The sequence below is a fragment of the Candidatus Enterococcus moelleringii genome, assembly GCF_017377575.1.
Classification (GTDB): domain Bacteria; phylum Bacillota; class Bacilli; order Lactobacillales; family Enterococcaceae; genus Enterococcus_A; species Enterococcus_A moelleringii.
The window spans coordinates 364,041-386,940 of record NZ_JAFREM010000018.1 but is presented as its reverse complement, the minus strand read 5'-3'; the positions used below and the strand labels follow the sequence as shown (position 1 = coordinate 386,940).

20 protein-coding genes are annotated in these 22,900 nt (G+C 44.2%); 4 read left to right on the top strand and 16 right to left on the bottom strand.

The annotated features are described in order from the left end of the window. The first annotated feature begins 78 nt into the window (after positions 1-78). Positions 79-2,181, top strand: coding sequence for an LTA synthase family protein (locus JZO70_RS12940; RefSeq protein WP_207673987.1), 2,103 nt, complete (start codon positions 79-81; stop codon positions 2,179-2,181). Positions 2,182-2,358: 177 nt separating this feature from the next. After that, positions 2,359-3,231: a KPN_02809 family neutral zinc metallopeptidase gene (gene ypfJ, locus JZO70_RS12935; RefSeq protein WP_207673986.1), complete on the top strand. Its 873-nt coding sequence runs from the start codon at positions 2,359-2,361 to the stop codon at positions 3,229-3,231. Between the two features lie 43 nt (positions 3,232-3,274). Here ypfJ and asnB read toward each other — a convergent pair whose 3' ends face one another. Then, on the bottom strand, positions 3,275-5,155 hold the full coding sequence (asnB, locus tag JZO70_RS12930; protein ID WP_207673985.1) for an asparagine synthase (glutamine-hydrolyzing): 1,881 nt from the start codon (positions 5,153-5,155) through the stop codon (positions 3,275-3,277). A 247-nt stretch (positions 5,156-5,402) separates the two neighbouring features. Between asnB and JZO70_RS12925 the strand changes: the two genes are divergently transcribed. Further along, a complete protein-coding gene (locus JZO70_RS12925) occupies positions 5,403-6,032 on the top strand; it encodes an alpha/beta fold hydrolase (RefSeq protein ID WP_207673984.1) in 630 nt (209 codons plus the stop codon). 68 nt (positions 6,033-6,100) lie between these two features. Here the strand turns inward: JZO70_RS12925 and JZO70_RS12920 are convergent, their stop codons facing one another. From JZO70_RS12920 to JZO70_RS12860, 13 genes are all read right to left on the bottom strand, one after another. Then, positions 6,101-7,132: a hypothetical protein gene (locus JZO70_RS12920; RefSeq protein ID WP_207673983.1), complete on the bottom strand. Its 1,032-nt coding sequence runs from the start codon at positions 7,130-7,132 to the stop codon at positions 6,101-6,103. Then, on the bottom strand, positions 7,133-7,969 hold the full coding sequence (locus tag JZO70_RS12915) for a hypothetical protein (protein WP_207673982.1): 837 nt from the start codon (positions 7,967-7,969) through the stop codon (positions 7,133-7,135). A gap of 177 nt (positions 7,970-8,146) precedes the next feature. Next, complete coding sequence (locus tag JZO70_RS12910) at positions 8,147-9,193, bottom strand: DUF1002 domain-containing protein (RefSeq protein ID WP_207673981.1); 1,047 nt, start codon at positions 9,191-9,193, stop codon at positions 8,147-8,149. A gap of 150 nt (positions 9,194-9,343) precedes the next feature. Then, positions 9,344-10,126, bottom strand: a complete 783-nt coding sequence (locus JZO70_RS12905) for an alpha/beta hydrolase (protein ID WP_207673980.1) — start codon at positions 10,124-10,126, stop codon at positions 9,344-9,346. Positions 10,127-10,264: 138 nt separating this feature from the next. Next, a complete protein-coding gene (locus JZO70_RS12900; RefSeq protein WP_207673979.1) occupies positions 10,265-12,907 on the bottom strand; it encodes an ABC transporter permease in 2,643 nt (880 codons plus the stop codon). 13 nt (positions 12,908-12,920) lie between these two features. Then, positions 12,921-13,589, bottom strand: a complete 669-nt coding sequence (locus JZO70_RS12895) for an ABC transporter ATP-binding protein (protein ID WP_207673978.1) — start codon at positions 13,587-13,589, stop codon at positions 12,921-12,923. 127 nt (positions 13,590-13,716) lie between these two features. Continuing rightward, the gene (locus JZO70_RS12890; RefSeq protein ID WP_207673977.1) at positions 13,717-14,634 is read right to left on the bottom strand and encodes a sensor histidine kinase; all 918 of its coding nucleotides are present in this window, start codon (positions 14,632-14,634) and stop codon (positions 13,717-13,719) included. Next, entirely contained in the window at positions 14,635-15,300 is a 666-nt protein-coding gene (locus JZO70_RS12885) for a response regulator transcription factor (protein ID WP_207673976.1), read from the bottom strand. It lies immediately after the preceding gene. A 96-nt stretch (positions 15,301-15,396) separates the two neighbouring features. Beyond that, complete coding sequence (locus JZO70_RS12880; RefSeq protein WP_207673975.1) at positions 15,397-15,579, bottom strand: hypothetical protein; 183 nt, start codon at positions 15,577-15,579, stop codon at positions 15,397-15,399. Between the two features lie 55 nt (positions 15,580-15,634). Beyond that, the gene (gene pbp4 / locus JZO70_RS12875; protein ID WP_207673974.1) at positions 15,635-17,662 is read right to left on the bottom strand and encodes a penicillin-binding protein PBP4(5); all 2,028 of its coding nucleotides are present in this window, start codon (positions 17,660-17,662) and stop codon (positions 15,635-15,637) included. A gap of 30 nt (positions 17,663-17,692) precedes the next feature. After that, on the bottom strand, positions 17,693-19,462 hold the full coding sequence (locus tag JZO70_RS12870) for a BlaR1 family beta-lactam sensor/signal transducer (protein WP_207673973.1): 1,770 nt from the start codon (positions 19,460-19,462) through the stop codon (positions 17,693-17,695). Beyond that, positions 19,446-19,835 (bottom strand): BlaI/MecI/CopY family transcriptional regulator, encoded by a 390-nt coding sequence (locus tag JZO70_RS12865; protein ID WP_207673972.1) that lies wholly within the window; start codon positions 19,833-19,835, stop codon positions 19,446-19,448. The genes JZO70_RS12870 and JZO70_RS12865 overlap by 17 nt, the downstream gene beginning before the upstream one ends. 125 nt (positions 19,836-19,960) lie before the next feature. Further along, complete coding sequence (locus JZO70_RS12860; RefSeq protein ID WP_207673971.1) at positions 19,961-20,602, bottom strand: lactate utilization protein; 642 nt, start codon at positions 20,600-20,602, stop codon at positions 19,961-19,963. Positions 20,603-20,768: 166 nt separating this feature from the next. Between JZO70_RS12860 and JZO70_RS12855 the strand changes: the two genes are divergently transcribed. Next, entirely contained in the window at positions 20,769-21,314 is a 546-nt protein-coding gene (locus tag JZO70_RS12855; RefSeq protein WP_207673970.1) for a guanylate kinase, read from the top strand. An 18-nt stretch (positions 21,315-21,332) separates the two neighbouring features. Here JZO70_RS12855 and JZO70_RS12850 read toward each other — a convergent pair whose 3' ends face one another. Then, positions 21,333-21,986 (bottom strand): GNAT family N-acetyltransferase, encoded by a 654-nt coding sequence (locus tag JZO70_RS12850; RefSeq protein ID WP_207673969.1) that lies wholly within the window; start codon positions 21,984-21,986, stop codon positions 21,333-21,335. Further along, complete coding sequence (locus JZO70_RS12845) at positions 21,976-22,896, bottom strand: sce7725 family protein (RefSeq protein ID WP_207673968.1); 921 nt, start codon at positions 22,894-22,896, stop codon at positions 21,976-21,978. The genes JZO70_RS12850 and JZO70_RS12845 overlap by 11 nt, the downstream gene beginning before the upstream one ends. Positions 22,897-22,900 lie beyond the last annotated feature (4 nt).

The window sequence follows — 22,900 nt, the reverse complement described above, 5'->3', positions numbered from 1 at the left end:
CTACTAGTTAGTTTGACGTTTTTTCACAAAACCGATAGAATAGATAATGATTGCACTTTCAGTGATAAGGAGCGTTATATGTCTCAATTAAAAAAATATAAACAATTTATTAATACCCGCATCGGCTTTTTTAGCTTACTGCTATTATTATTATGGGTCAAAAATATGTTCGGCTACATTATGGATTTCCATCTCAGCCTACAAAGCCCGCTGCAATTTTTTATTCTGTTAATTAATCCCATCAGCGTCTCGATGCTGCTGATTAGTATCGGTTTGTTTATCAAACGAACTCGTGTCGCCTATGCTACGCTGTTCGGTATTTATTTCCTGCTTTCGATTTGGCTCTTTTCTAATGCCGTTTATTATCGGGAGTTTACTGACTTCATTACGATTAATACTTTATTGGGAGCTGGACAAGTTTCCACCGGTTTAGGGGAAAGCGCGGTTCGCCTATTTAGATTCTACGATGTCTTCTATATCGTCGATTTAATTGTTCTTCCACTATTATTATGGAGGAAAAAAATCAAGCTGGATTCAAGAGTGCCGCGCGTGCGTCAGGCGACTGCCTTGGCAGTGCTGGCTGTACTAATCGGCAGCGGGAATTTATTCTTAGCTGAAATGGATCGTTCTGGTCTATTGAGTCGTCAATTCTCGCGGGAATACATGGTGAAGTATCTAGGTATTAATGCCTTTACCTTTTACGATGGCTACCAAACCTATCAGAATAACCAAGTTCGGGCTGAGGCTAGTCCGACCGATTTAAGAGAAGTGGAAGATTATGTGGATCAGCACCAAGCGGAGCCTAATGATGAAATGTACGGCATTGCTAAAGGAAAAAATGTGGTCTACGTTCACTTGGAAAGCTTCCAGCAATTTTTGATCGATTATCAGTTAACCGACGAAAATGGCGAAGCTCATACCGTGACACCATTCTTAAACAGTTTGTATCATGACCAAGCTACCTACAGCTTCGACAATTTCTTCCATCAAGTGAAAGCCGGAAAAACCTCCGATGCGGAAACTTTATTGGAAAACTCCTTGTTTGGTTTGAACCAAGGGGCATTGTTTACGCAAATGGGTGACAAAAATACCTTTGAAGCGGCACCGAATATTTTACAGCAAACGGCTGGGTATACTTCGGCGGTGTTCCATGGACATTCGGCCAGCTTTTGGAATCGGGATACTACCTATAAGCATTTAGGCTACGATTATTTCTTTGATTCCAGCTACTACGATATTAATGAAGAAAACTCATTCCAATATGGGATGCATGATAAGCCGTTTCTGAACCAATCGGCGCAATATTTGGAGCATTTGCAGCAGCCTTTTTATGCGAAAATGATTACTGTTTCTAACCATTATCCGTATTCCAGCTTCAACAATGAGGAAGACGGCTTCCCGTTAGCCAACACTAGTGATTCAACAATTAACGGATATTTTGCGACAGCCAATTACTTGGATACGGCGATGCAGGAATTCTTTGATTACATGAAGGCCAGCGGCTTGTATGAAAACTCGGTTTTTGTGTTGTATGGAGACCACTATGGTATTTCCAATACCCGTAACAGCGAACTGGCACCCTTGTTAGGAAAAACCTCGGAAGAATGGGGCGATTTCGACAATGCCCAAATGCAGCGAGTGCCATTTATGATTCACATTCCAGGCCAAACCAATGGTGAGATCAATCACACCTATGGCGGACAAGTGGATGCTTTACCTACCCTGCTGCATTTACTGGGTATTCCTACAGATGATTACTTGATGCTGGGTCAGGATTTGTTCTCTGAGGATCATCAACAAGTCGTGGCTTTCCGCGATGGCGACTTTGTGACACCGGATTATACTTTCTACGGCGGCAAAGTCTACGATAATCAAACTGGCTTGCCAGTTGATGAACCGAATCTGGAGCAGCAAAAATTGTTTACTGAATTGAATCAAGCGGTGGATGAGCAATTGATGACCTCCGACAAAATCAATAACGGCGACCTATTGCGCTTCTACCAAGGCAGCGGACTTGATCCAATCGATCCGCAGCAATTTGATTACCGCAATCAGCTGGAACGCTTACTGGCGATTGAAGCCGATAAAGACCAAGGCTCTACCAGTCTTTATAGCCAAAACAACAACGAATCAACGGCTTCACTGTACCGCACAGCTACTTATACCGATTATCAAGAATAGAGGATTAATTTCCTCTATTTTTTTGTGTTTGATTTTTGATTTGCATTGTACATTTATGGAAACTATCAATGCTCTGCCCTCATCTAAGCTCAGTAAGTGGAAAGCGTATTATTCGCTTAGATACGGATTCCTTGGCTATAATAAATGGAAAGATTATCAGTTAGGGAGTGAATTAAGATGCGTTATCGAGGCGGAAGAAAAAGTACCAATGTGGAAAATCGCACCGGCACTTCCCGCGGTGGTCTTGCTGTCGGCGGAGGGATTGGCGGGATTATTATTGTTTTACTGGTGCTCTTTTTAGGCGGCGGAGATGTCACCGATATTTTAAACAGCAGCGGCGGGAATTCGGTTTACCAGCAGGAAGCTGTAAATACTGCCGGCCGTGAAGACCAGCAAGAATATTCCGAGGTTGTTTTTGGCTATTTGGAGGATTACTGGAATCAAGAATTTCAGGCCCAAGGCATGGATTACCAAGAACCCACCATGGTTTTTTATACCGATTATGTAGAGACAGCCTGCGGTTCAGCTAGCTCTGCAGTAGGCCCCTTCTATTGTCCGGGAGATCAACGGGTATATTTGGATTTATCTTTCGCTGATGAGCTGGCGAATCAATATGGCGCTGGCGGTGATTTTGCCTGGGCTTATGTAATCGCCCATGAAGTTGGCCACCATGTGCAACAGGAGCTGGGTGTGACTGATGAAATGGCTCAACGGCGGCAAAGTCTGAGTGAAGCTGAATATAATCAATATCAGGTTCGTTTGGAGCTGCAGGCGGATTACTATGCCGGAAGCTGGGCAAAATACATGGAGGGGGAAACGATTAATGGTCAACCGGTTCTAGAGATTGGTGACATTGATGAAGCCTTAAATGCCGCTAACAGCATTGGTGATGATACTCTTCAGCAGCAGGCTCAAGGTTATGTTGTTCCCGACAGCTTCACCCACGGAACTTCGGCGCAGCGTAAAGCTTGGTTTGAACGAGGCTATCGTTACGGTGACTTTGAACATGGGGACACCTTCAACGCAGAAGATTTATCGTTAGGAACATAGAAAAAACGTCATCCCAAGTAACAGCTGGGGTGACGTTTTTAGTTTATGCTACACTAACTGGCTCTGGTTTCACGCCATCGTTGATGAAGTAGACTTGATACCAAGTTAGGAAGGTATAAATAGTCCAAATCTTACGACGACCATCGGCTGTGCCTTCAAAGTTATCGTCCAGCAACTTCAAGATTTTTTCTTGATCGAAGAATTCTTTAACAAATTCTTGCTCAAACAAGCTGCGGATAAGGTTGTAATACTTTTCTTCTCGCAACCAATCTTTAATTGGCACTGGGAAGCCTAATTTTTCACGGTTGTACCATTCCTCTGGCAAGTGGCGCGCGGCCGCTTGACGGAAAGCATACTTGGTGTTTTCAGCATTAATCAGATATTTGGTTGGTACTTGTTCCGAAACCTTCATTAACTCTTTATCCAATAAAGGAACGCGAACTTCTAATGAGCTGGCCATTGACAGCTTGTCGGCTTTCAATAAAATGTCTTTTGGCATCCATTGGTGCATATCCAAATATTGCATTTTTTTGATCTCCGACATGTCTTGTACTTGATCATAGTGTACTTGGACGATGTCTTTGACACTTGGGCTCTTTTGATACGTTGGCTGCAAGTAGTCCACTGCTTCGTCTTCTTCAAAGACCTTCGCTTGGCCGATGAAGAAATCTTCGGCTGGTGCTAGCGACGTGTACAAGTGCAAAGCGCCACGGAAGGTTTTGCCTTTTAGTCCGCGACCAATTTTGTAACGCATGCCTTTTGGCAATTTCTTCAAGCCTTCAGCGACAACTTTGACCGCTTTAGAATGGGTGTTCATCCCGTAAGCTTGGTAGCCGGCGAATAATTCATCCGCACCTTCCCCACTCAAGGCAACCCGCACGTCGCGACTGGCTAATTCAGCCAAGAAGTACAATGGCACACAAGATGGATTTGAATCTGGTTCATCCAAGTGATATTGAATCAATGGGAAGTATTCAAAAGCTTCATCCCCGGTAACCACCCGAGATGTATTGTTTAAATCAATTAATTCCGCCAATTTTTTGGCTTCCACTGATTCATTGTAAGACTTGTCGCCAAAACCGATAGAATAAGAATGCTCTGGACGCAGCACAGCAGTTACGTAGCTTGAGTCCACTCCTGAAGAAAGGAATGAGCCGACTTCTACATCCGCGATGCGGTGAGCTTCCACTGAAGAAACCACGGTTTTATCAATTAAATCAACCGTTTCATCCAAGGTTAAGCTGGTTTCTTTTTCGTCAACATCCCAGTATTGTTCGATCTTCAATTCGCCATCTTTGTAAGTGAAGTAATGGCCTTCTTTAATGCGAAAAACATTTTTAAAGAAGGTTTCATCCAAAGCTGAATATTGGAAGGTCATATAAGGCTTCAGTGCTTCCTTATTTAGTTCCTTCACAAAATTCGGATGCTTCAAGAAGCTCTTAATTTCTGAACCGTACATAAAGGTGCCGTTCATTTGGGCATAGTACAATGGTTTGATCCCAAAGTGGTCTCGTGCGCCAAATAATTCTTGTTTTTCCGTGTCCCAAATTACGAATGCAAACATCCCGCGAATTTTTTGCAGCAGATCGATGCCGTATTCTTCATAGCCGTGAAGTAAAACTTCGGTATCGGCATGGGTGGTGAATACATGACCCTTGGCAATTAAGTCTTCACGAATCGATTGGTAATTATAAATTTCACCATTAAAGGTGATGATTTTTGTTTCATCTTCATTATAGATCGGTTGCGAACCGCCCTCTAAGTCAATGATACTTAAGCGGCGAAAGCCTAAAGCGACGCCTTCATCGATAAATTGACCGGAGCTGTTTGGCCCGCGGTGAACGATGGTATCCATCATTTCCTTGATGACTTGTTCTTTTTGTGTTGTATTTGAACGATCAACGAATCCTACAATTCCGCACACATTGTCTACCCTCTTTCAAATAGCCTCAGATACACGTTGGTATCAACTTTCAAAGTATATCATAGGATAACGCTTCTTTCACGAGTTGCGAAGATTTTCTGGTGAATTTCGCCAGATTTCTTAATTTTTTACAAAGGGGTATTAAGAAAGGCTTCAGCAGAAAACGCTCTCTATTTTGAGATGCTGACTATCTTACCGAAATAGTTTTCTATATAATAGAAGAAAGACGTCAAATGAGGTGAGAAAGATGACTTATGTATTTGTACACGGTTTAGGCCAATCGGTTAACAGTTGGCAGGAAACCCTTGACCTAGTGCCCCTTGCCCCGGTGGCTGTCCCGAATTTGGATGCCTTTCTTGAGCCTGGTGCTGCAACATATGGGGAGTTGTATCAAAAATTTGTGGCCTATTGTAATCAGATGGAGGAACCGCTCCATTTATGCGGACTTTCCTTAGGGGGGATTTTAGCCTTGAATTATGCTACTCAGTTTCCTGAAAAGGTTGCTTCCCTAGTATTGATGGGTGCGCAATATAAAATGCCGAAGAAGCTGCTTAAAGTGCAGAATTTTGTTCTGCGTTATGCGCCCATGAAAGTTTTCGATATGGGCGCACTTGATAAGCACACGATGCTGGAATTAACCACTTCTATGATGGACATTGATCTTAGTGCTGATCTGGACAAAATTACCTGTCCTACCTTAGTGGCTTGCGGCAGTAAAGATGTCCCTAACAAGTCGGCTGCCTTAGAAATGACTGCGGCGATACCAGAAGCGGTTTATTATCAGTTGGAAGGTGTCGGGCACGAGGGGAACACGGAAGCGCCGGAAAAGGTGGCGGCGATGCTGAAGCATTTTTATCAGACGGCAGCTCCTGCTTAATTCTGGCAAAAAAGCCCAAGCTTGGTTCTGCTCCTTCAACAGGAGTTCGACTAAGCTTGAGCTTTTTTCTATTTCAGTGCTAATGATACTAAAAACGGATAAGCGCCGAAGAATTCGATTAAGGATTTGTTGCTGTGGGCGGTATTCAATTTTAGTTTGGTCACCTTTTTGGCGGTGTCTTGAACAATTTCCACCGTATGATTGTTTTCCAGCTGCACTAAGTAGTGGTCTTCCTCAACTTTTTTGAAGTCATACTTAGGATTGTTCATGGTAGTGATAAAAATATCATCCAGCGTTTCGACACTTGCCATGTGAGGCAAATCAAAGGATAAATCCAGCGGTCGGCTGTTATCCAGCAAGTTGTCCCCTAAGGCAAAGCCTAATGATTTCATATGGGCAAAGACACTGTTCATTTCATGACTGAACAAGGAATTCTGTCCGCTGGTATAAATATGATGCTGGTAGCAATCCGCCAGCAAGGTCAGCACAGCTTCATTTAACACCGTAACCTTCAACGTTTCCGGATACACCGTCATAAGGTGAAGCTTTTCTGTCCGAATATTGCCTTCAGAAGTGGGCATCATCAAATTGAAGGTAATTTCTTTGTCATTGACTAAGCGATATGAAAGATTGAAGTGCTTGGTTTCCCAAGTAGAAAAATCATTGCTGGAAAGTCGCAAATTGTGAGACTCCAGCGGTTTCAACAGCTCGAAGGTAAAGTATTCCAGCAACGCACCCTTAGCAATCGCCGAAACTTCGTATTCCTTTTGCAAAAAGACTTCCCGAAAATATCTTAGCAAGGTGGCAAAGTCTGATTCCATCAATTTCTTGCGGAACTTCAAATCGGCTAATTCTTTCTCGGCGTCTTCAATCAAGCTTAATAAGTCCTGATAATTGTTTTCCCGGTTGTCGTAATAAGACAAGACAGATGGACTTAAGGGTTTCTCCTGTTTAACAAGTTCTGGAGAGGCTTCCGACTCGAAATCGGGGTCATCGGCGTGTAAGATTTCTTTTTCCTTGATGGTAAGCTCTTCGGTTTCCTCAGGCTCCACCAAGGTATCATAAATTTCATTGACGCGGTTTTTCTTCTCTTCTGTCATCTACTTGCCCTCCTTGTTCAAAAACACTTGGACAAATTGCTGCAGCTGTTTTTCCATTTCTTTTAACGAGCCAAAGCGCTTTTTGATAATTCGCAATTCTTTTAAAGCAATCGCTTGTTCCAATGCCAAGGCTTGTTTTTGCTGGGCCAAGCCGATTTTTTGTGATTCCCGAGTGATTTTATCGCTGACAAAAGGCACCCATTTACGGCGTTCTTCCTGCAGCGCTAAAATTTTGCGATCCAGCTGATCAATTTCGTCATCGACCTTTTTACGATTTAATAAGCCTTTAGTTTCCTCCAGCTCACGCTTTGCTGCTTCCTGTTGTTGAATTTGCAACTCAATGCGTTCGATTTCTGAGCCGGCGGCGATAATTCTAGCATCAAAATCATCCTCTTGGGCCTGCAATGCCTCAATTTCTTCTCGATAAGTGCCTTTTTCAACCTTTTCCCATTGCTTTTTGATTTCTGGCAAAAGCAGCAGTGCCGGCTGGGTTGCATCTAATTGAATCACGGCGCGATCGTGGTAATAGCTGCCTAATTGATAATCCAGCAGAACCGGGGTTGCCTGCTGGCGTAATTGCATGAAAGGAAACATCCGTAAAAATTCGCGATCCAGTTTACTGGTGAAATAATTGTCCATCTCGTGATTAGCGTTGCTGGATTGCTGAATGGCTAGCGGCAATTCCTTCCAGTAGATCTGATAGACTGCCCCCATGTCTTCTTTTTTCATCGCTTCTTCCAAGCGCTGCAGTTGAGACATTAAATCCCCTAACACGACCGAAGCCGATTCTTTCACTGAATCAAAGGATGTTTCAGACTGTTTTTCTGGCGTCTCCATGTGATACCCTCCTTTATGCCTGTTTATAATTTTATAGTACCATTTTTCTTTATAGAAAAGTGACATTATGACTCAAAAAAGCGGATAAAAAGAGCGTTGACCCAGGGATCAACGCTTATTTTATGGCAAATGACAATTTACCGACATTTTTTTAAAGAATCGATTACTTAAAGGTCTTTAGTTGCCTAAATTAGCAAAGAAATTTTTAATTGATTGCCATAAGTTGCTAAAGAATCCTTGGTTTTCTTCGATGGTTCCTTTTAACGAATCACCAAATTGTCCTAATTGGTCAGAAAGATTGTCGACAGTGTCTTTAAAGTCGCTGCTGATTTTGTCCAATTGTTCGATGGATTCTTTGTCTAGCACACCATCAGTCGTTTGGTATTGTTCAGCAAGAGAAACTAATTTGTTAATGTCTTCTTGGCTGATCAGCTGTGACAAATTGTTTTTCTCCAAGGCGTCATTGACGATATTTTGCACGTCTTCTTTGGTAGCAAGTTCGCCTTGTTTTTCCTTCAAGTCAGCCAATTCTTTCTTGATATCGACTAAGGTCTGGTTCAATTGTGCTTTGTAGGCTTCATCAGCTTTTGCTTGGTCGTCAGCAGACAAATCTTGTTGATCCTGATTTTCGCTGGCGCTGTTGACAATCGATTGTGATACTTCGTTGGTAGTATCCAATTCGGTTTGAGCCAATTGTGCACGGGCAGGATCGACGGTTTCGCCGTTTGATTCAAAGGCTTTGTACACTCCAGTCAAGGCACTTTCACCGGTAACTTTTACCACGCTGGCTACTTTTACGGTCGCGTCGGAAATACCGGCAGTTACTAATGGATTTTTGTATTGATCGGCGGTTATTTGCGTAATGTTGTTAGGCGTTAGGATTTGTACTGCGATCCCTTTACCTGGATCTTCCCGATTTACTACGACTGAACTCAGCATCACGCTGTCATCGCCGCTGCCGTAGCCAAGATATTTCACTAAGTCGGCTCCGGTAGCCTGTTCCATTTTCACGCTGTCTTGATTAATACCTAGTTCGCTCATGGTGTCGTTAAGTTGCTGCTGATTCAAGCCAGCTCCAGCCACGAAAGTTGGTTTGCCCCAACGTTCGTTGATGACTGTCTCTGAGCTGGTGTTGCTGGCGTGAGCCACCGATGCGGTTTGGATTGCGCCGGCTCCTAACGACAAGGTTAAGCTTGCTAGTATAATGTATTTTTGTAGTTTCATTGTTGGTTCCTCCTAGGGTATTTCTGGTTCTATTTTAGCTGATTCCACCATCTTGGGCGGAGAGATTGGTGCCATTTAAGCAATTATTTACTACTCTTACTTTAATTTAACAATTAAATCAGACCAAAGTTGGATGATTTTCTTTAGTTTTTACGAAGACCAGAGAAATTCAGCAATCATTTTATCGATCGTCGGGTTTTCGTGGAGCATAAAATGAAAGGCCGTTAACGGTGAGCCATCAATAATCTTAAATTGATAGCTTGCCACATTTCCATCGATCACCGGTTCGATTGCTTTAACTTCCGCTTCTTTTACTAAGCCATCTGTGGGACGGCCCCAAATATTGCCGGCAATTGCCAGAACCTTTAAATCTTTTGGCAGTTTCTTACCTTCATTTAAATAAGCTTGACTAGGGTGCAGCGGGAAATCACCGCCAATGCTGATCAGTTTTTCCGGCTTTGGAATGCTGGGATCATCGGGATAAGCCGTCATGATTGCCACACTCATCGGTCCACCGGTAGAATGACCTACTAGATTCATTTTGTCGAAGCCTTGTTCTTTCAAATGCTGCAAATAGGGATAAATTTGTTTGACCTCTTTTTCCGGGTCTTTATTATCGGCAAACAATAGCTGGATCATGGAATTGTCCCCATAGCCCTGCTGCTTTTCCTCAGAAAAATGGCCGTCGGAGTCAATATACGTTCGATAGCTGAAGGTTCCCAGGTCAAAGCGGTCCAACCGGGAGACCACACCGCCCAAGGAAGTCCGATTGCCGCCGTAACCGGGAATAAACAGGGTAATTGTTTTGCTGTGGGCTTCGACTTTTACATCAGTCAGAACTTGCTCCTGCTGCCGAAACCATAAGAAAAATCCCAGAACAAGAATTAAAATGATTGATACGAAAAAAATCAGCACTTTTTTCCACCTCTTCATTGCTGTCACCTCACCAGATAAGTGTAGCACAATCTCCGTAAATCACCCGCTTCCAAACTTCTAGTTGGAATACAAAAAAACGAATGCCTCAATTGAAGTCACAGCAAAAGTGAGTTCAATCGAGGCATCCAGTCTTGTTTAGTTAGTAGTTTGGCGCAAGCGTTCAACAATCGAGCGTTTCGACACATAACGGTAGCTGATCAGCGGCAGTACAATACCTAAAACCGTGAATAGCGGAACCACGGCTGCGATCGGCCAGATGGTGAAGCGATAGGTGTAAAACCAGAATAGCGTTCCTAGCGAACTGCTTAATAGCGGATCTACTGCCAGGAAGAGGATCAGTGAGAATAGGATCGATCCTAGCATGTAATACAATCCTTCCCAGATCAGCATCTGCTTCAACTGCCGGCCAGTCATACCGATGGATTGCAGCATGGCAAATTCTTGTCTTCTGACTAAAATGCTGCTTAACAGAGCATTGGCGTAATTCAGAACCCCGATTATACCAATGATTCCACAAAGTACGCCCCCCAGCATCAGGAACATGCTCCGCATCGAATCAAAATTTTCAACATAAGTAGCTTTGCTCTCGTAGTCGTATTGCGAACGATCCACTTCGGTATAATTCTTCAAAAAGCTTTCCATCCCAGGATTGCCGGCTTTCGTGGTATCAAAGGCGTAGTGCATAATTGATTCACTTCCGGTATCTTCAATGAAGGTCTGAGCGTTTAACACAAATTCTTCTGAGCCATAATAGCGGTAATTCAACGTACTAGGGATCGTAACCACAGCCGCGACTTGGTAGTCGATGTCTTGATAGCTTTTTGCTCGTTTCCCATAATCACTATCATCCGCCGGTTGGTTCTCGTAAATTTCACCAGTATCGGGGTTGTAGTATTCCCATTCCTGGGTGTGTCGCACGGTGACGGTGTCTCCCAGCTTAGCCCAGTTGCTGTCCTGACGCGGTTGATTGTGGTCATCCACCAGGTAAACGGCTGCGATGGAACGATTGCCGGGTGTATATAGTTCAGCGATATCACCTTCCAAGATGGTTAATTTGTCTAACACAAACTTTTCCATGCCATATAATTGAACCCGGTCAGCCAGTAGTCCATTCAAACGGTCGCTGTTAGAGACCATCTTATCCAACGAATCTTCGTCATAAAAGGTTTCATAGTTGGAACGATAACGCTCCTCTTCCACAAATTGCTGCGCTTCTGTGACGTGGCCATAGGTACGCCCGCCGGCTGTTACACCCTCACGACTGTTAATTTCTTCAATATCTTCTTCCGCTACAGCCATTCCTTCGTTCCAGTCAGTTGCATCCCCCACCTGAAAGTAACCAGCGTCAGCCACGAGAAAATCAGTAGCAACACCGCGAAGGTATTTGTCCATATCAAAACCATTAACCATCGTCGCTGTTACCTGCAGCAGCATCACTGAAAGGGAAAGAGAAAGAATAGTGACAATCGTTTTACGGCGATTGCGTCCCAGATTTGCCCAAGCCATCTTAGATAAAGATGCGCCCTTTGTAGCTTTGCGCAGCTTCTTCGATTTGCCGGTTTGATCAGTATAGCGAACCGCTTCTACTGGTGAAACCTTAGCCGCTAATCTTCCAGGACGATGGCAAGAAATCAGGACGGTTGCCAATGAAAACAGTGCTGAGACAATAAAGATTCCCGGGCTGGCAGAAATGGCATCCGTGACACTTGTGTTCATGCGCAGCAAGATCATAGGAGTCAGCCGAACACCGATAAAGTAGCCGATCAACAAACCAAAGGGAATTCCGATCAAAGATAGAACCGCCGCTTGCATGCGAATAATGCGTTTAATTTGGCGATTGGTCATGCCGATGGTTTTCAGCAGGCCGTAAAAACGGATATCACCAGTTACTGCGATTTGAAATACATTATAAATGATCAAATAGCCGGTCACCGCAATCAGCAGCAAAAGCCCAATGACACCGATAATCGATTCCACGCTCTCTAACGCCTTCGAACCGGTGTAGCCCCAGTTCACCCCAGTAGCAATATAATCCTCCTGGTTCCGTTCGGCGCCTTGATAGCCATGATTTTCCAAAATGGTATCAATTTTTTCTTCGATGTTGAGCCCATTATCCAGCATCACATCCATTACCCAAAAACTGGTCATGCCGTCTTTGCCTTCAGTTTGCAATTTGTCAAAGATTTCTTGCGTACGGCTTTTAGGAACCAACACGTGACTGGCAATAATCGCCTCATCATAGTTCCACCAGCCGCTCAAAGTGAAGGTTTCGGTTGTTTCTTGTCCGTCGACTAAAAAGGTTAGCGTGAAGGTTTGGCCTATCTTAGGCTCGACCCCTAACAAATTTAGAACCCGTAAATCGGTCGCGGCTTCGTTGGTGCCTTCTTTCGGCAGGTGGCCTTCTACCGGATCGATAAACATCCATTTTGCTTGATTGGCATCACTATAGCTGACTTCCACGTGAGCTTTGTTGAAAGGAGCTTCGGTGGGCATTCCCACGAATCGGCGCAAACCGTGCTCATTAATTAGCGGGTCAGTTTTCAATTCATCGATCTGCTGCTCCGTGACATACTTAAATCCGCCGTGAGAATAACCGCCGACTTGCCGGAAATTTCCTTGTTGGAAGGAATGATTGATGGATAGGGCGATCGTGAACAAGGTAGTAAACAAAATAGTGGTCAGGGCAATGGCTAAAATAGCAATAATATTTCGTCCCTTGGCGGCCCACAAACTCTTCATGCTAATTTGCCGCACACTTTTACGATTTGACACATTCATGGTCTACACCCCCTTATCCTTCAACGATCTGGCCGTCTTCGATCCGCAAAATGCGATCCGCCAGCTGAGCAATTTCTTCATTATGAGTGATCATTACAATCGTTTGTTTATACTTTTGATTGGTAATTTTCAATAGGCCCAATACGTCTTGACTGGTTTTAGAATCCAAATTACCCGTCGGTTCATCGGCTAATAGGATGGCCGGTTTGGTGGATAGTGCGCGAGCGATTGCCACCCGCTGCTGCTGGCCGCCAGATAAATTATTCGGCAAATTGTTTAGTTTCGAGGCTAAGCCTAACGTTTCGACAATGCTGTCAATGTACTCAGAGCTGGGTGCTTTGCCGTCTAACTGACTAGGCAGCACAATATTTTCATAGACATTCAACACTGGTACTAGGTTGTAATTCTGGAAAACAAAACCGATTTTCCGGCGGCGAAAAACAATTAAAGCTTCTTCCTTTAATTTGAACAGGTCTTCACCATCGACTTCTACGCTGCCGCTGGTGGGCTCGTCTAATCCTCCCAACATGTGCAGCAAAGTAGATTTCCCGCTGCCAGAGGTTCCGACAATCGCGACAAATTCACCTTTTTTGATTTGTAAATTTACTCCGTCTAACGCATGCACGGCGGTTTCTCCTTTGCCGTAAATCTTCATCAATTGTTTTGTTTGTAATATAATCATCTCTAAAACCTCCATAAAAAATAAAGTTTGCAGGTATTTCTCTACACCACAAACTTTATCAAAGAAAACTTACCACAATCTTTCCAGCGGTAAAACATTCTAACAATCTTGTAAGAATTGAACTTTTTTAGTTGGAACGAGGCAAAAATACCGAGAAAACACTGCCTTGCCCCGGCATAGAAGAGACTTTCATGTAGCCATTTTGGGCCGCTATGATTTGCCGGGTAATGTATAAGCCGATTCCCAGTCCCTCTATTTGGGCCACTTGAGCTGAACGGTAAAAGCGGGTGAATATTTTCGCCTGTTCATTTTCTGTGAAGCCAATCCCGGTATCTGCAATATCAATCCGGCAGAAAAGCTCATAGGCATTCACCGTAATCTGGATTTCCCCACCTGAAGGAGTATATTTAATGGCATTGTCAACTAAATTGGCGATGGCCTCGGCGGTCCACTTAGGGTCAAAGATCGCTTGTTCCTTAGTCGGTTCCAGCTGCAGTTGGATATTTTTTCGCTGCGCTTCAGGGAGTAGTTGCCCGTGGACTTCCTCTAGCATTAGTTGAAGGCTCTGCTTTTCAGGATGGACTGCCAGGATTCCCGTCTCTAGCCGGGATAGCTTAACTAGTGCCGCAATCAGGAAATTCAGCTTTTCCCCTTGCTTGTTCATTTCGCCTACGAAGCGGCGGCTTTCTTCCGGCAGCTCCTGTTCAGCCAGCAGCTGACCATAGAGCAACAGGTTGGCAATCGGGGTTTTGGTTTGATGGGAAATATCGGCGATTAGCTGTTTGATTTCATCTTTTTCCGCTGCTATATCCTGATTCGAAGTCTCCGTAGCCGATAAATAATCCCGCATCTTGTTCTCGATGGCGGAATACAGGCTTTCATCATAGCTTTCTTCTTTAAAGTTGCCATCGATGGCTGTGTCTAGCATATGGAGCAGCCGATTCATCGTTTGCCGGAATTGCCAGCGCTGCCACAACAGAGCCGCAATTGCACCCATCGCTAGCAAGCTTATCACCACCAGCAAAATAATCTTTCCCTTCAGCATTTAGTTCACCACCCAAGAATAGCCGATACCGTAGACCGTTTTGATGTACTCGTTAGCTTTCAGTTTGTCCCGCAAGCGCTTAATCGTAACCGATAAGGTATTGCTGTCGACAAACTCCAGTTCCGAGCCCCACACTTTTTCCAAAAGGGTTTCCCGCATAACGGTTGCTCCGCGATTCTCCACCAATAGCCGCAGCAGCCGCTGCTCGGTTTTACTTAGTTCGATTGGTTGATCATCCTTAGAAAATTCCATTTTGTCGAAGTCGAAGCAGTAGGCATCGATGGTAATCAGGTTTTGACCTTTTTCCTGGCTTCTTCGCAGCTGGGTATTTACCCGAGCCCGCAAAATCGCCAGACTAAAGGGCTTGGTGATATAATCATCGGCACCATATTCCAGCCCTAAAACTACATCCATCTCGGTATCATTTGCAGTTAACAGTATCACCGGTGTTTTGGTGGTTGCTTTGACTTCCTTCAAAAAATCCAACCCGTTCCCATCTGGTAAATTGATATCTAATAAAATCAAATCCATTGTTTGTTCAAATAAGGCGACTTGAGCCGCTTCTAAATTATTGTATTGAAAAATTTCATTTTCCGGAGAGGCAATCGCTAAGCGCACCCCTTCACTTAAACTAAGATCATCCTCAACGATCATGATTCGCTTCATCTGGCAACCACTCCTTTTCCGCTTCATTATATCATGGGATCGGCTTGATTTGAGGGATAAAAATAAGGCTGAGACATCTTCGCCTCAGCCTTACGATTACACTTCTTTGGTTGTAAAATGAATCTTGCCTTCGCTATCGCGGGATAAAATTGTGATTTCTTTTAAATAAGGAAAGGTTAATTCCGGCAGCTTAGGATCTTCCAGCATCCGTTCATATCCTTCAAAAATATCTCGCATATACTGCTTATAGGCTTGTTTCTTCTTTTGTCGCTTATTCATTCCAGCACCGTCCTTCTGAAATATCTTACCAATCTTTCCAGATCAGGACAAGGGCTTATTGATAAGTTGCCTGAAGATAAGTCAACAGTTCCTTGGAAAGTTCGGTAGCTGATTGGCCGTCCGCCCGATCTTCCAAGAATTCCATCACAGCATAGCCTTGGTTTTGAGAATCAAAGGCATATAAGAAACTGTTTTGCTGGCCTCTTTCGTCTTGTTTTTCTTTGATTTCAGCCGTTCCGGTTTTAGCAGCCAACGGAATACCTAAGCTTTGCAGGCTGCTGGCGGTACCGTTAGGATCGCTGACGACAGCTTCCATGTCTTGCTTGATAGTGTCGACGGTTCCGGCAGAAACCACATCTGCTTTGGTTTTCGTTTCCTCATCAGCAATTAGTTTAGGATAAACCAAGGTGCCGTTGTTAGGGAAAACAGAATAGGTGGTGATTTGTTGAATCGGGTTCAACAGCAGCTGACCTTGTCCATAACCAGTATCGGCTAAAAGGACTTCTGAGTTGAAGGAATCTTCGTTAGAAATTTGCGCTGGATCCATCGCAATCGGCAAATCCAATTTTTCACCGAAGATGAATTTGTTCAAGCCAGCTCTGAAGGTTTTTTCACCCATTTTTAAAGTTTCCTGTGCCATGTAAATATTATCTGAGTAAACTAACGCAGTCCGCAGGTTCACTGGTGACTCATCGCTTACCCGAGTCACTTGGTAGCCGCCCCATGAACTATCTTTTTGCCATTTCAAGCCATTAATTGCCAATTCTTCATTCGGATCAAGCGTCCCAGCATCTAAACCGATCGCCGCAGTGACGGTTTTAAAGGTGGAACCTGGTGCATAACCGGTGGCAAAACGACTCATGAATGGCAAGTTTTCGTCATTGTTATAAGCATCGTAATCGGCTTGACTAATGCCGTTAGTCATTTTGTTAGGATCAAAGCTTGGTGAACTGACGACTGCCAGCAGGTCGCCGGTCTTCGGTGCCGTTGCCACACTTGAGCCAGGTTGACCTTGCAGCGAGTCGTAGGCAATTTGCTGGGCTTTGGCATCGATTGTCAATTTGACGTTTTCGCCATCGGTCTTGCGCACTTCCTGCAGCACTTTTTTCTGAGTGCCGTCTTCGCCAACAATGGCCAACAAGCCGCCGTCTTGACCCCGTAATTGTTTGTCTAACGCCCGTTCCAATCCAGTTCGGCCAATTAAGCTTTCAGCTGCTAATTCATCGTTTTTCTCCAAATCTTCGGCCGTTACTTTGCCTACATAACCGATCAATTGAGCCGCCGCTTCACCTAGTGGATAGGTCCGACCAGTTGCTTGATGAACCTCAACGCCTTCTGGCACACTTTCAGGCGTAGTATTGACGGTTTTCAAAGGAACAAAAAAGTCATCCTGCACCCAGCCCTGGTCCAATGCACTGTTGATAGCATCTTCGGTGCTGCCAATCGATTCAGCGATCGCGGCAATTTTCTGAGCCCGTTCATCGCCGGTTCCCAGTTGATTAGGAATTACGCCGATTTGATAAACCGTGCCGTTCACCGCTAATCCTTGATCATTGCGATCCAAGATCTCCCCGCGAGTTGCGGAGGAGACTTCGTAGCTGACTTTATCCGTCCCATCCATATTGGGGAAGATCAACTTAGGCGTCCAGTTGATTTTTTGATCGTCTTCCGTCAAGGTACCCGAATATTTTTGATCCTTCAAAGCACCTAGACCCGTGTTTAAGGACAAGGTATAGCTAAAATCGTAGCCGTTGTCGGCTTTTTCGATTTGAATGTCTTTGGCTTTTATATTCGAGGCATTGATACCAGAAAAAATATTTTGGTATTTTTCTTCCACTGTCTCAGCGGTAAAGCCGTTATCTTTTAGGGAAGCATCGGTTAAATACTTAGGAATTTCGTTGTATTTGCCATCCGAAATTGCGGCAATAAATTTCTTCACCGTTTGTTCGCCTTCATTTTTCAGTTGGTTGGCATGATACACCGTATACCCGCCAAATCCAGCAATTCCCAGCAGGATTACCGCCCCGATGATTATCAAAGGCAATTTATTGCTTTTTTTCTGGTTCTTTTGACTTCTTTGCATAAGTTGTTGTTCCCTTCTGTTTAACCTAAATTAGTAAATGGCGTTTTCGCGCAATATTCTCAATGTTTCAGCCGCAGCTGATTGACCAGACGTTCCCTCTTGCTGCAAATGACAGGCAAAGTAATGGGTTTGGCCCTTGGCTTCGATAAAACCGACAAACCAGCCGCGATTATCCTGTCCTTGTCTTTGTCCGGTGCCGGTCTTCCCATAAAGAGTATATCCTTCACCGGATTCCAGTTTCATGGCCTCTTTGATGGTTTGAACATCTTGGTCAGAGAAAGCTAGTTCGTGGTTTATCAGCTGCTTTAAAAGTTGAACCTGTTCAATCGGTGCGATTTTTAAAGAGGATTCCAACCAATAGTCGTCCACTGATCCCAGTAAACTAGCGTTGCCATAGTTCACGGCTTTAAATTCCTCAGTCAACGTGGCTTTACCCAATTTTTGATCCAACTGCTGGAAATACCAGTTAGTGGAGTTGGTAAAGGCCTCGCTTAATCCTTGATCTTGATTCCAAGCAGCAAAAGGATACTCTGTGCCATCCCAGGCTAATTGATTTTGTTCCGGCTGAATTAACTCATGTTTTAGCCCGAACAGTCCGCTCCACAGCTTGTAGGTGCTGTCGGGAGAAAAGCGCTGATAGGCAGCCGCTTCATTGTAAATGCTGTATTGCCGGGCTTCCTCATCATATAAAACCAACGAATTCAAACTGTCATCAGCAAACGCTCGATCAGCGAAGATTTTGATCACCCCTGCATCCTTCAGCAGCGATGCCTTTTGCGTCCCTTCACTTTGAGGAACCGCCACAAAAACACTGATGATCAGCAATAAAATACTCAATCCTTGAAGCAGCGGAAACTTCTTTTCTTTCTGATACGCTGCGATAAATTGAATTCGTTCCGTCAGTCCTTTGTGATTGTCAGAAAAGGCCACCAGCTGGTGAGTCGGCTTTTGGACTACACTATTTAAGAGGGCGTGTCCGTAAGCGGTGATTTCCTTTTTCGCCAAATGAGCCATGACGAGATGATCGCAAGCCACTTCCCGATCCTTGGCGGCCGCTTGATTCATCCAGTGAATCAAGGGATTGTACCAAAAGATGATGGTAAAAAGCAAAAACAAGGTTTGCTGATAGAAGTCTTTGTTTTTGTGATGCCCCAACTCGTGCATGAAAATTAAATATAGCTGTTCTTCCGAGGCTTCTTCACTAAAGGCTTCTGGCAATAAAATCACCGGACGAAACATTCCGCTGGTTGCCGGCGTTTGGATTTCTGTTGAAGCAATCACTTGTACCGGCGACTGATAATGCAGCGTCCTTTGTGCTCTGCTTAGTGCACGGTTGATTCTATCGCTGTCCAGCACTTGGCCGGATACTATCAACCTATGCAGTGAATAATAAGAAAAAAGAATCATTCCTGCTCTGATGACCATACCGATTAACCAAACGACGGCAAAAATCTGCAAGAAAAAAACAAAGTTAGGCTGGTTTGCTGCCAACGAATAATCGTTCATCCAGCCTTTAGCTAAGGAGAGTGCTTCCCCGCCAGCTTCACCACTGTTGGATGATCCCAACTGGTCCGGGAAATATATTTTTGTGCCATAATTATAGCGCAGATACTCACTCAGTTGCCGGAATGGTTGATTAGGAATCAAAAAGAGCAAACTTAAAAAAGGCAGATACCAGAAAGCCCCTCTCAATCGCGGACTCAGACGTTTCCCAAATACTTTCCGCAGCAGCAATAAACTGGCAAAGAAAATCGCCATGGATATATTAGTAAGCAAGAACTGTTCAATTTGCTGAGTCATCATCATCTCGCTCCTCTAGTAAGCTGCGCAGTTTTTCAATTTCTGTTTGGTCCATCACATCTTCTTGGACAAAGTTCATCACCAATTCACTGACTTTGCCGCCAAAAAACTTTTGAACAAATTTTCGGCTTTCCTGTTTGACAAAATAATCTCGCGGAACCTGGGCACTATAGATGTACATCCGCCCTGATTTGGTATGGCTGATGACTTGTTTTTGCTCCAAACGAGTTAACAGGGTGCGAATCGTATTGGGATTCCAGCCTTCCGTTTCTTCTAGCCGTTGATTGATTTCCTTAGAGCTGATGGCGTCCATTTGCCAAACAACCTCCATTACCTTCAGCTCCGATTCCGTGATATTGATTTCCTTTTTCATTAAACTTCCTCCATTAGAACTACAGTTGTAGTTTAAACCAGCAGCACTCTTCTGTCAAAGCAATCTACAAAAAAAGGCCACTGTCTTAAGTAAAAACTTAAAATAGTAACCTTTTTAGTTAAGTATTATAAACCATAGTTTTGTAAAATCAAAAAAATGGTTATCCGCTCTGGTATCCACGATCTGCGGGTCACAGCAATCGTGTTGCAAATACATTCCTCATTCAAGCAATCCCCGCAAAAGCCTCTCTTCACACAGGGAGTATGCTCCAGCCCGATGCGAAAGGAGTTCAGGGGAGCCGCCCGTTTGCGAACCATTTCAATCGTTGTTTCCAGATCGCCGTAAACCTTATTCATCCCAACGAAGGCCAATACTCTATCCGGACCATAGGTAATTGCCGCGACCCGATTGCCGACATTATCAATATTCACCAGCTGGCCATCCTCCGAAATACCATTAATGCTCGTCAAGAAATAGTCAGCGGTTAGAGCTTGCTTCATTAAACAATGCTTTTCTGCCATATCCTTTGCTTTTTCCCGATCAATCATCGGCTGGCCGCGATCATAAAGTGCTGGGATGATTCCTGATTGCGCCAAGGTGATTGATCCCCCAAAACCCACAACTTTGTTGGATTCGATCAGTTCCAGCGCTTTCTCCTTTGCTTCAGCCAATGTCTGGCAAATAATCGGCTGAAAATTGCGCCGTTCTAGTTTTTTACTTAGGGTTTTTGCAGCTTGCGCGTATTGCTGCTGATGAATAGTATCCATTTATCTTCTGCTCCCTTAATTCTTTTCTTCTATTCTCCGGTATTTTGCCCTGGTTGGCAATGCTTATTCAACATTCCTCAGCAAGTCGCTGGCTGAAAGCCGGACTTTTCTTTATACTGGATAAAAGATGTCAGTCCAAATTTATCATGAGCAAGGAGGCGAAAATATGTCACGCTGCTATTTATTCATCGGTCCCAGCGGTTCCGGAAAAACGACTTTGGCCGATAGCTGTTTTTCCCTAGAACAAAAAATCATCTCCTACACCACCCGGCCTAAACGCTCAGGGGAAAAAGATGAGGTGGATTATCATTTTGTCTCTAAAGAAGTTTTTGAAGAAATGATTCAAGCAGAGGCCTTTGCTGAATATGATCGTTACGATCACCACTATTATGGAATTGCCAAGATCAGTATTCAAAGAGCACTAGAAAAAGGCGACTGCTATGACCCGATCACGATGCCGGGTTTTTGGAATTTGCGGCGCAGCTTTGGCTCAACGGTCGTGCCGGTTCTAATTGATGTTTCAAAAGAGACCATTCATCAACGTTTGAAAAAACGCCAAGCACCTCAAGAAGAAATTACCCGCCGCTTGGAATTATTCACTGAAGAACAAAAACGCTATCCGGAGCTGGAAAAATTGCCGGACTTAATCAAAATTGATGGGGAACAGCCATTAAAAGCCATGATCCAGCAGCTGAAGCAACACCTTTGCTAGCTGAATCATGGCTTTTTATTATTGGATTAATAGTTGAAAAGCTTTCCGCTCTCCATGTTTAAAAGGAAACTGTACCATGCCGCAGTAGCTGAAACCAACCTTATCAATTAAGCGCAGCATCGGTTTGTTGGCCGGATAGGTATCAATCCGAATATCCTGATAGCCTAATTCTTTCGCTTTTTCGATCGACTGTTCCAGCAGAACCTTCCCAAGACCTTTACTGCGAGTTCTTTGGCTGACAGCTACCCGATGAAGCGACACATAGTCTAAATCACCTTGCCATTCGCCTTCAATTGCTTCATAAACTGGGTCGACGCCGCCTACTAGAGCAATCGTGCCGATAATGGCTTCATTTTGAACCAGTACATAGCTGGCATCGGACGCCATATCTTTTAAAATTGAGTCTTCAGTCGGACCATGGCCATCCTGCCATTGCGGTGAGCCTTGCTCCTTCAAGTAATTTTTAGCATCTTCAAAAATTACCAATATTTCTGGAATGTCTGCTTTGACGGTCTTACGCAAAATAATCGCATCCACCAGTGTATCACTAGCTCGCTTTTCTTCCCCAAAGGACAGAATTTCTTCCGCATCCTTTTTCCCTAACAATCCGCCTAATACCTCGCCGGCCTGTTTAGCCATCCGAGTGACGTAATCCTTATCTTCATACCCCATGCTGCTCCATCCCTTTCATCCAGTGATCCCCCTGCTCCAAGAAGCTGCCTAACAGCTCCAAGTGATGGGCCAGCGACCATTTTTTGATGGTGCCTAAACCTGGAAATTTTCCTTCATTTTCGTAATTCAGCAACTCCTGTAAACCCATTGTAAACAATACCTGATCTTGATTTCGCCGATACCAGCGGCCCAATTTGTTCAAGGCCTCGGCGAACTTCAAGCCTTGATCCTTGGCTGAATCATTGGTGTCGGAAACAAAATGCTTCACTCGAAGGTTCAAGTAAGCATCAAAATACGTAATATGAATGGCAATCGCCCGACTAGGTCCGCCCTTGTCAAAGTAGCGGCTGCCTTCAATCGTATAATCGCTATAACCGGCAAAGCCATCCTCTAAATAGTATAAATGATTGTCAGTGAAAAAGTCATCCTCTTTTATTCCATAATCAGCAACATGTTTGCGAGGCTGAAACGCTTCCCGTAATAAAATCCGCTCTTCCGCCGGCAAGATGCGAAAACGTCCCTGATCGGGAATCACCATCTGGGCCTTCAAATCCATCAAATGCTGGATATCCTGAACCGATCGCGGGGAATGTTCATTAAACAAGAACAGATCCGCTGGCTTCAGGTCGGCTTCTGTCACAATCCGCGCACGTTTAACCGTCGAGTCTTTTGACAAGCTCCATAGATGCTTTTTTTCATTGAACAGCTTGAAGGTGCCGACTTGAGGATTCTCTACTATATATAATGGCAGGCTTTTTTGATCAAACAGCTCTATCGTTTTCTTCAGCGTCGCCGAATCCCGCACCGGCTCAATAATCGGCATAACTTTCGGCGACCAGCGCTTAGCCTGAATTAAGGCCGTCAAAGCCAACAGGTCAAACTGCTTGCCTCTTAAATAAGGATAATACATACAC

Excerpts from the sequence above, each read along its gene's own strand:
- JZO70_RS12940 (WP_207673987.1), top strand. The coding sequence starts at position 79 with ATGTCTCAATTAAAAAAATATAAACAATTTATTAATACCCGCATCGGC.
- ypfJ (WP_207673986.1), top strand. The coding sequence starts at position 2,359 with ATGCGTTATCGAGGCGGAAGAAAAAGTACCAATGTGGAAAATCGCACC.
- JZO70_RS12925 (WP_207673984.1), top strand. The coding sequence starts at position 5,403 with ATGACTTATGTATTTGTACACGGTTTAGGCCAATCGGTTAACAGTTGG.
- JZO70_RS12920 (WP_207673983.1), bottom strand. The coding sequence starts at position 7,132 with ATGACAGAAGAGAAGAAAAACCGCGTCAATGAAATTTATGATACCTTG.
- JZO70_RS12915 (WP_207673982.1), bottom strand. The coding sequence starts at position 7,969 with ATGGAGACGCCAGAAAAACAGTCTGAAACATCCTTTGATTCAGTGAAA.
- JZO70_RS12910 (WP_207673981.1), bottom strand. The coding sequence starts at position 9,193 with ATGAAACTACAAAAATACATTATACTAGCAAGCTTAACCTTGTCGTTA.
- JZO70_RS12905 (WP_207673980.1), bottom strand. The coding sequence starts at position 10,126 with ATGAAGAGGTGGAAAAAAGTGCTGATTTTTTTCGTATCAATCATTTTA.
- JZO70_RS12900 (WP_207673979.1), bottom strand. The coding sequence starts at position 12,907 with ATGAATGTGTCAAATCGTAAAAGTGTGCGGCAAATTAGCATGAAGAGT.
- JZO70_RS12895 (WP_207673978.1), bottom strand. The coding sequence starts at position 13,589 with ATGATTATATTACAAACAAAACAATTGATGAAGATTTACGGCAAAGGA.
- JZO70_RS12890 (WP_207673977.1), bottom strand. The coding sequence starts at position 14,634 with ATGCTGAAGGGAAAGATTATTTTGCTGGTGGTGATAAGCTTGCTAGCG.
- JZO70_RS12885 (WP_207673976.1), bottom strand. The coding sequence starts at position 15,300 with ATGAAGCGAATCATGATCGTTGAGGATGATCTTAGTTTAAGTGAAGGG.
- JZO70_RS12880 (WP_207673975.1), bottom strand. The coding sequence starts at position 15,579 with ATGAATAAGCGACAAAAGAAGAAACAAGCCTATAAGCAGTATATGCGA.
- pbp4 (WP_207673974.1), bottom strand. The coding sequence starts at position 17,662 with ATGCAAAGAAGTCAAAAGAACCAGAAAAAAAGCAATAAATTGCCTTTG.
- JZO70_RS12870 (WP_207673973.1), bottom strand. The coding sequence starts at position 19,462 with ATGACTCAGCAAATTGAACAGTTCTTGCTTACTAATATATCCATGGCG.
- JZO70_RS12865 (WP_207673972.1), bottom strand. The coding sequence starts at position 19,835 with ATGAAAAAGGAAATCAATATCACGGAATCGGAGCTGAAGGTAATGGAG.
- JZO70_RS12860 (WP_207673971.1), bottom strand. The coding sequence starts at position 20,602 with ATGGATACTATTCATCAGCAGCAATACGCGCAAGCTGCAAAAACCCTA.
- JZO70_RS12855 (WP_207673970.1), top strand. The coding sequence starts at position 20,769 with ATGTCACGCTGCTATTTATTCATCGGTCCCAGCGGTTCCGGAAAAACG.
- JZO70_RS12850 (WP_207673969.1), bottom strand. The coding sequence starts at position 21,986 with ATGGGGTATGAAGATAAGGATTACGTCACTCGGATGGCTAAACAGGCC.
- JZO70_RS12845 (WP_207673968.1), bottom strand. The coding sequence starts at position 22,896 with ATGTATTATCCTTATTTAAGAGGCAAGCAGTTTGACCTGTTGGCTTTG.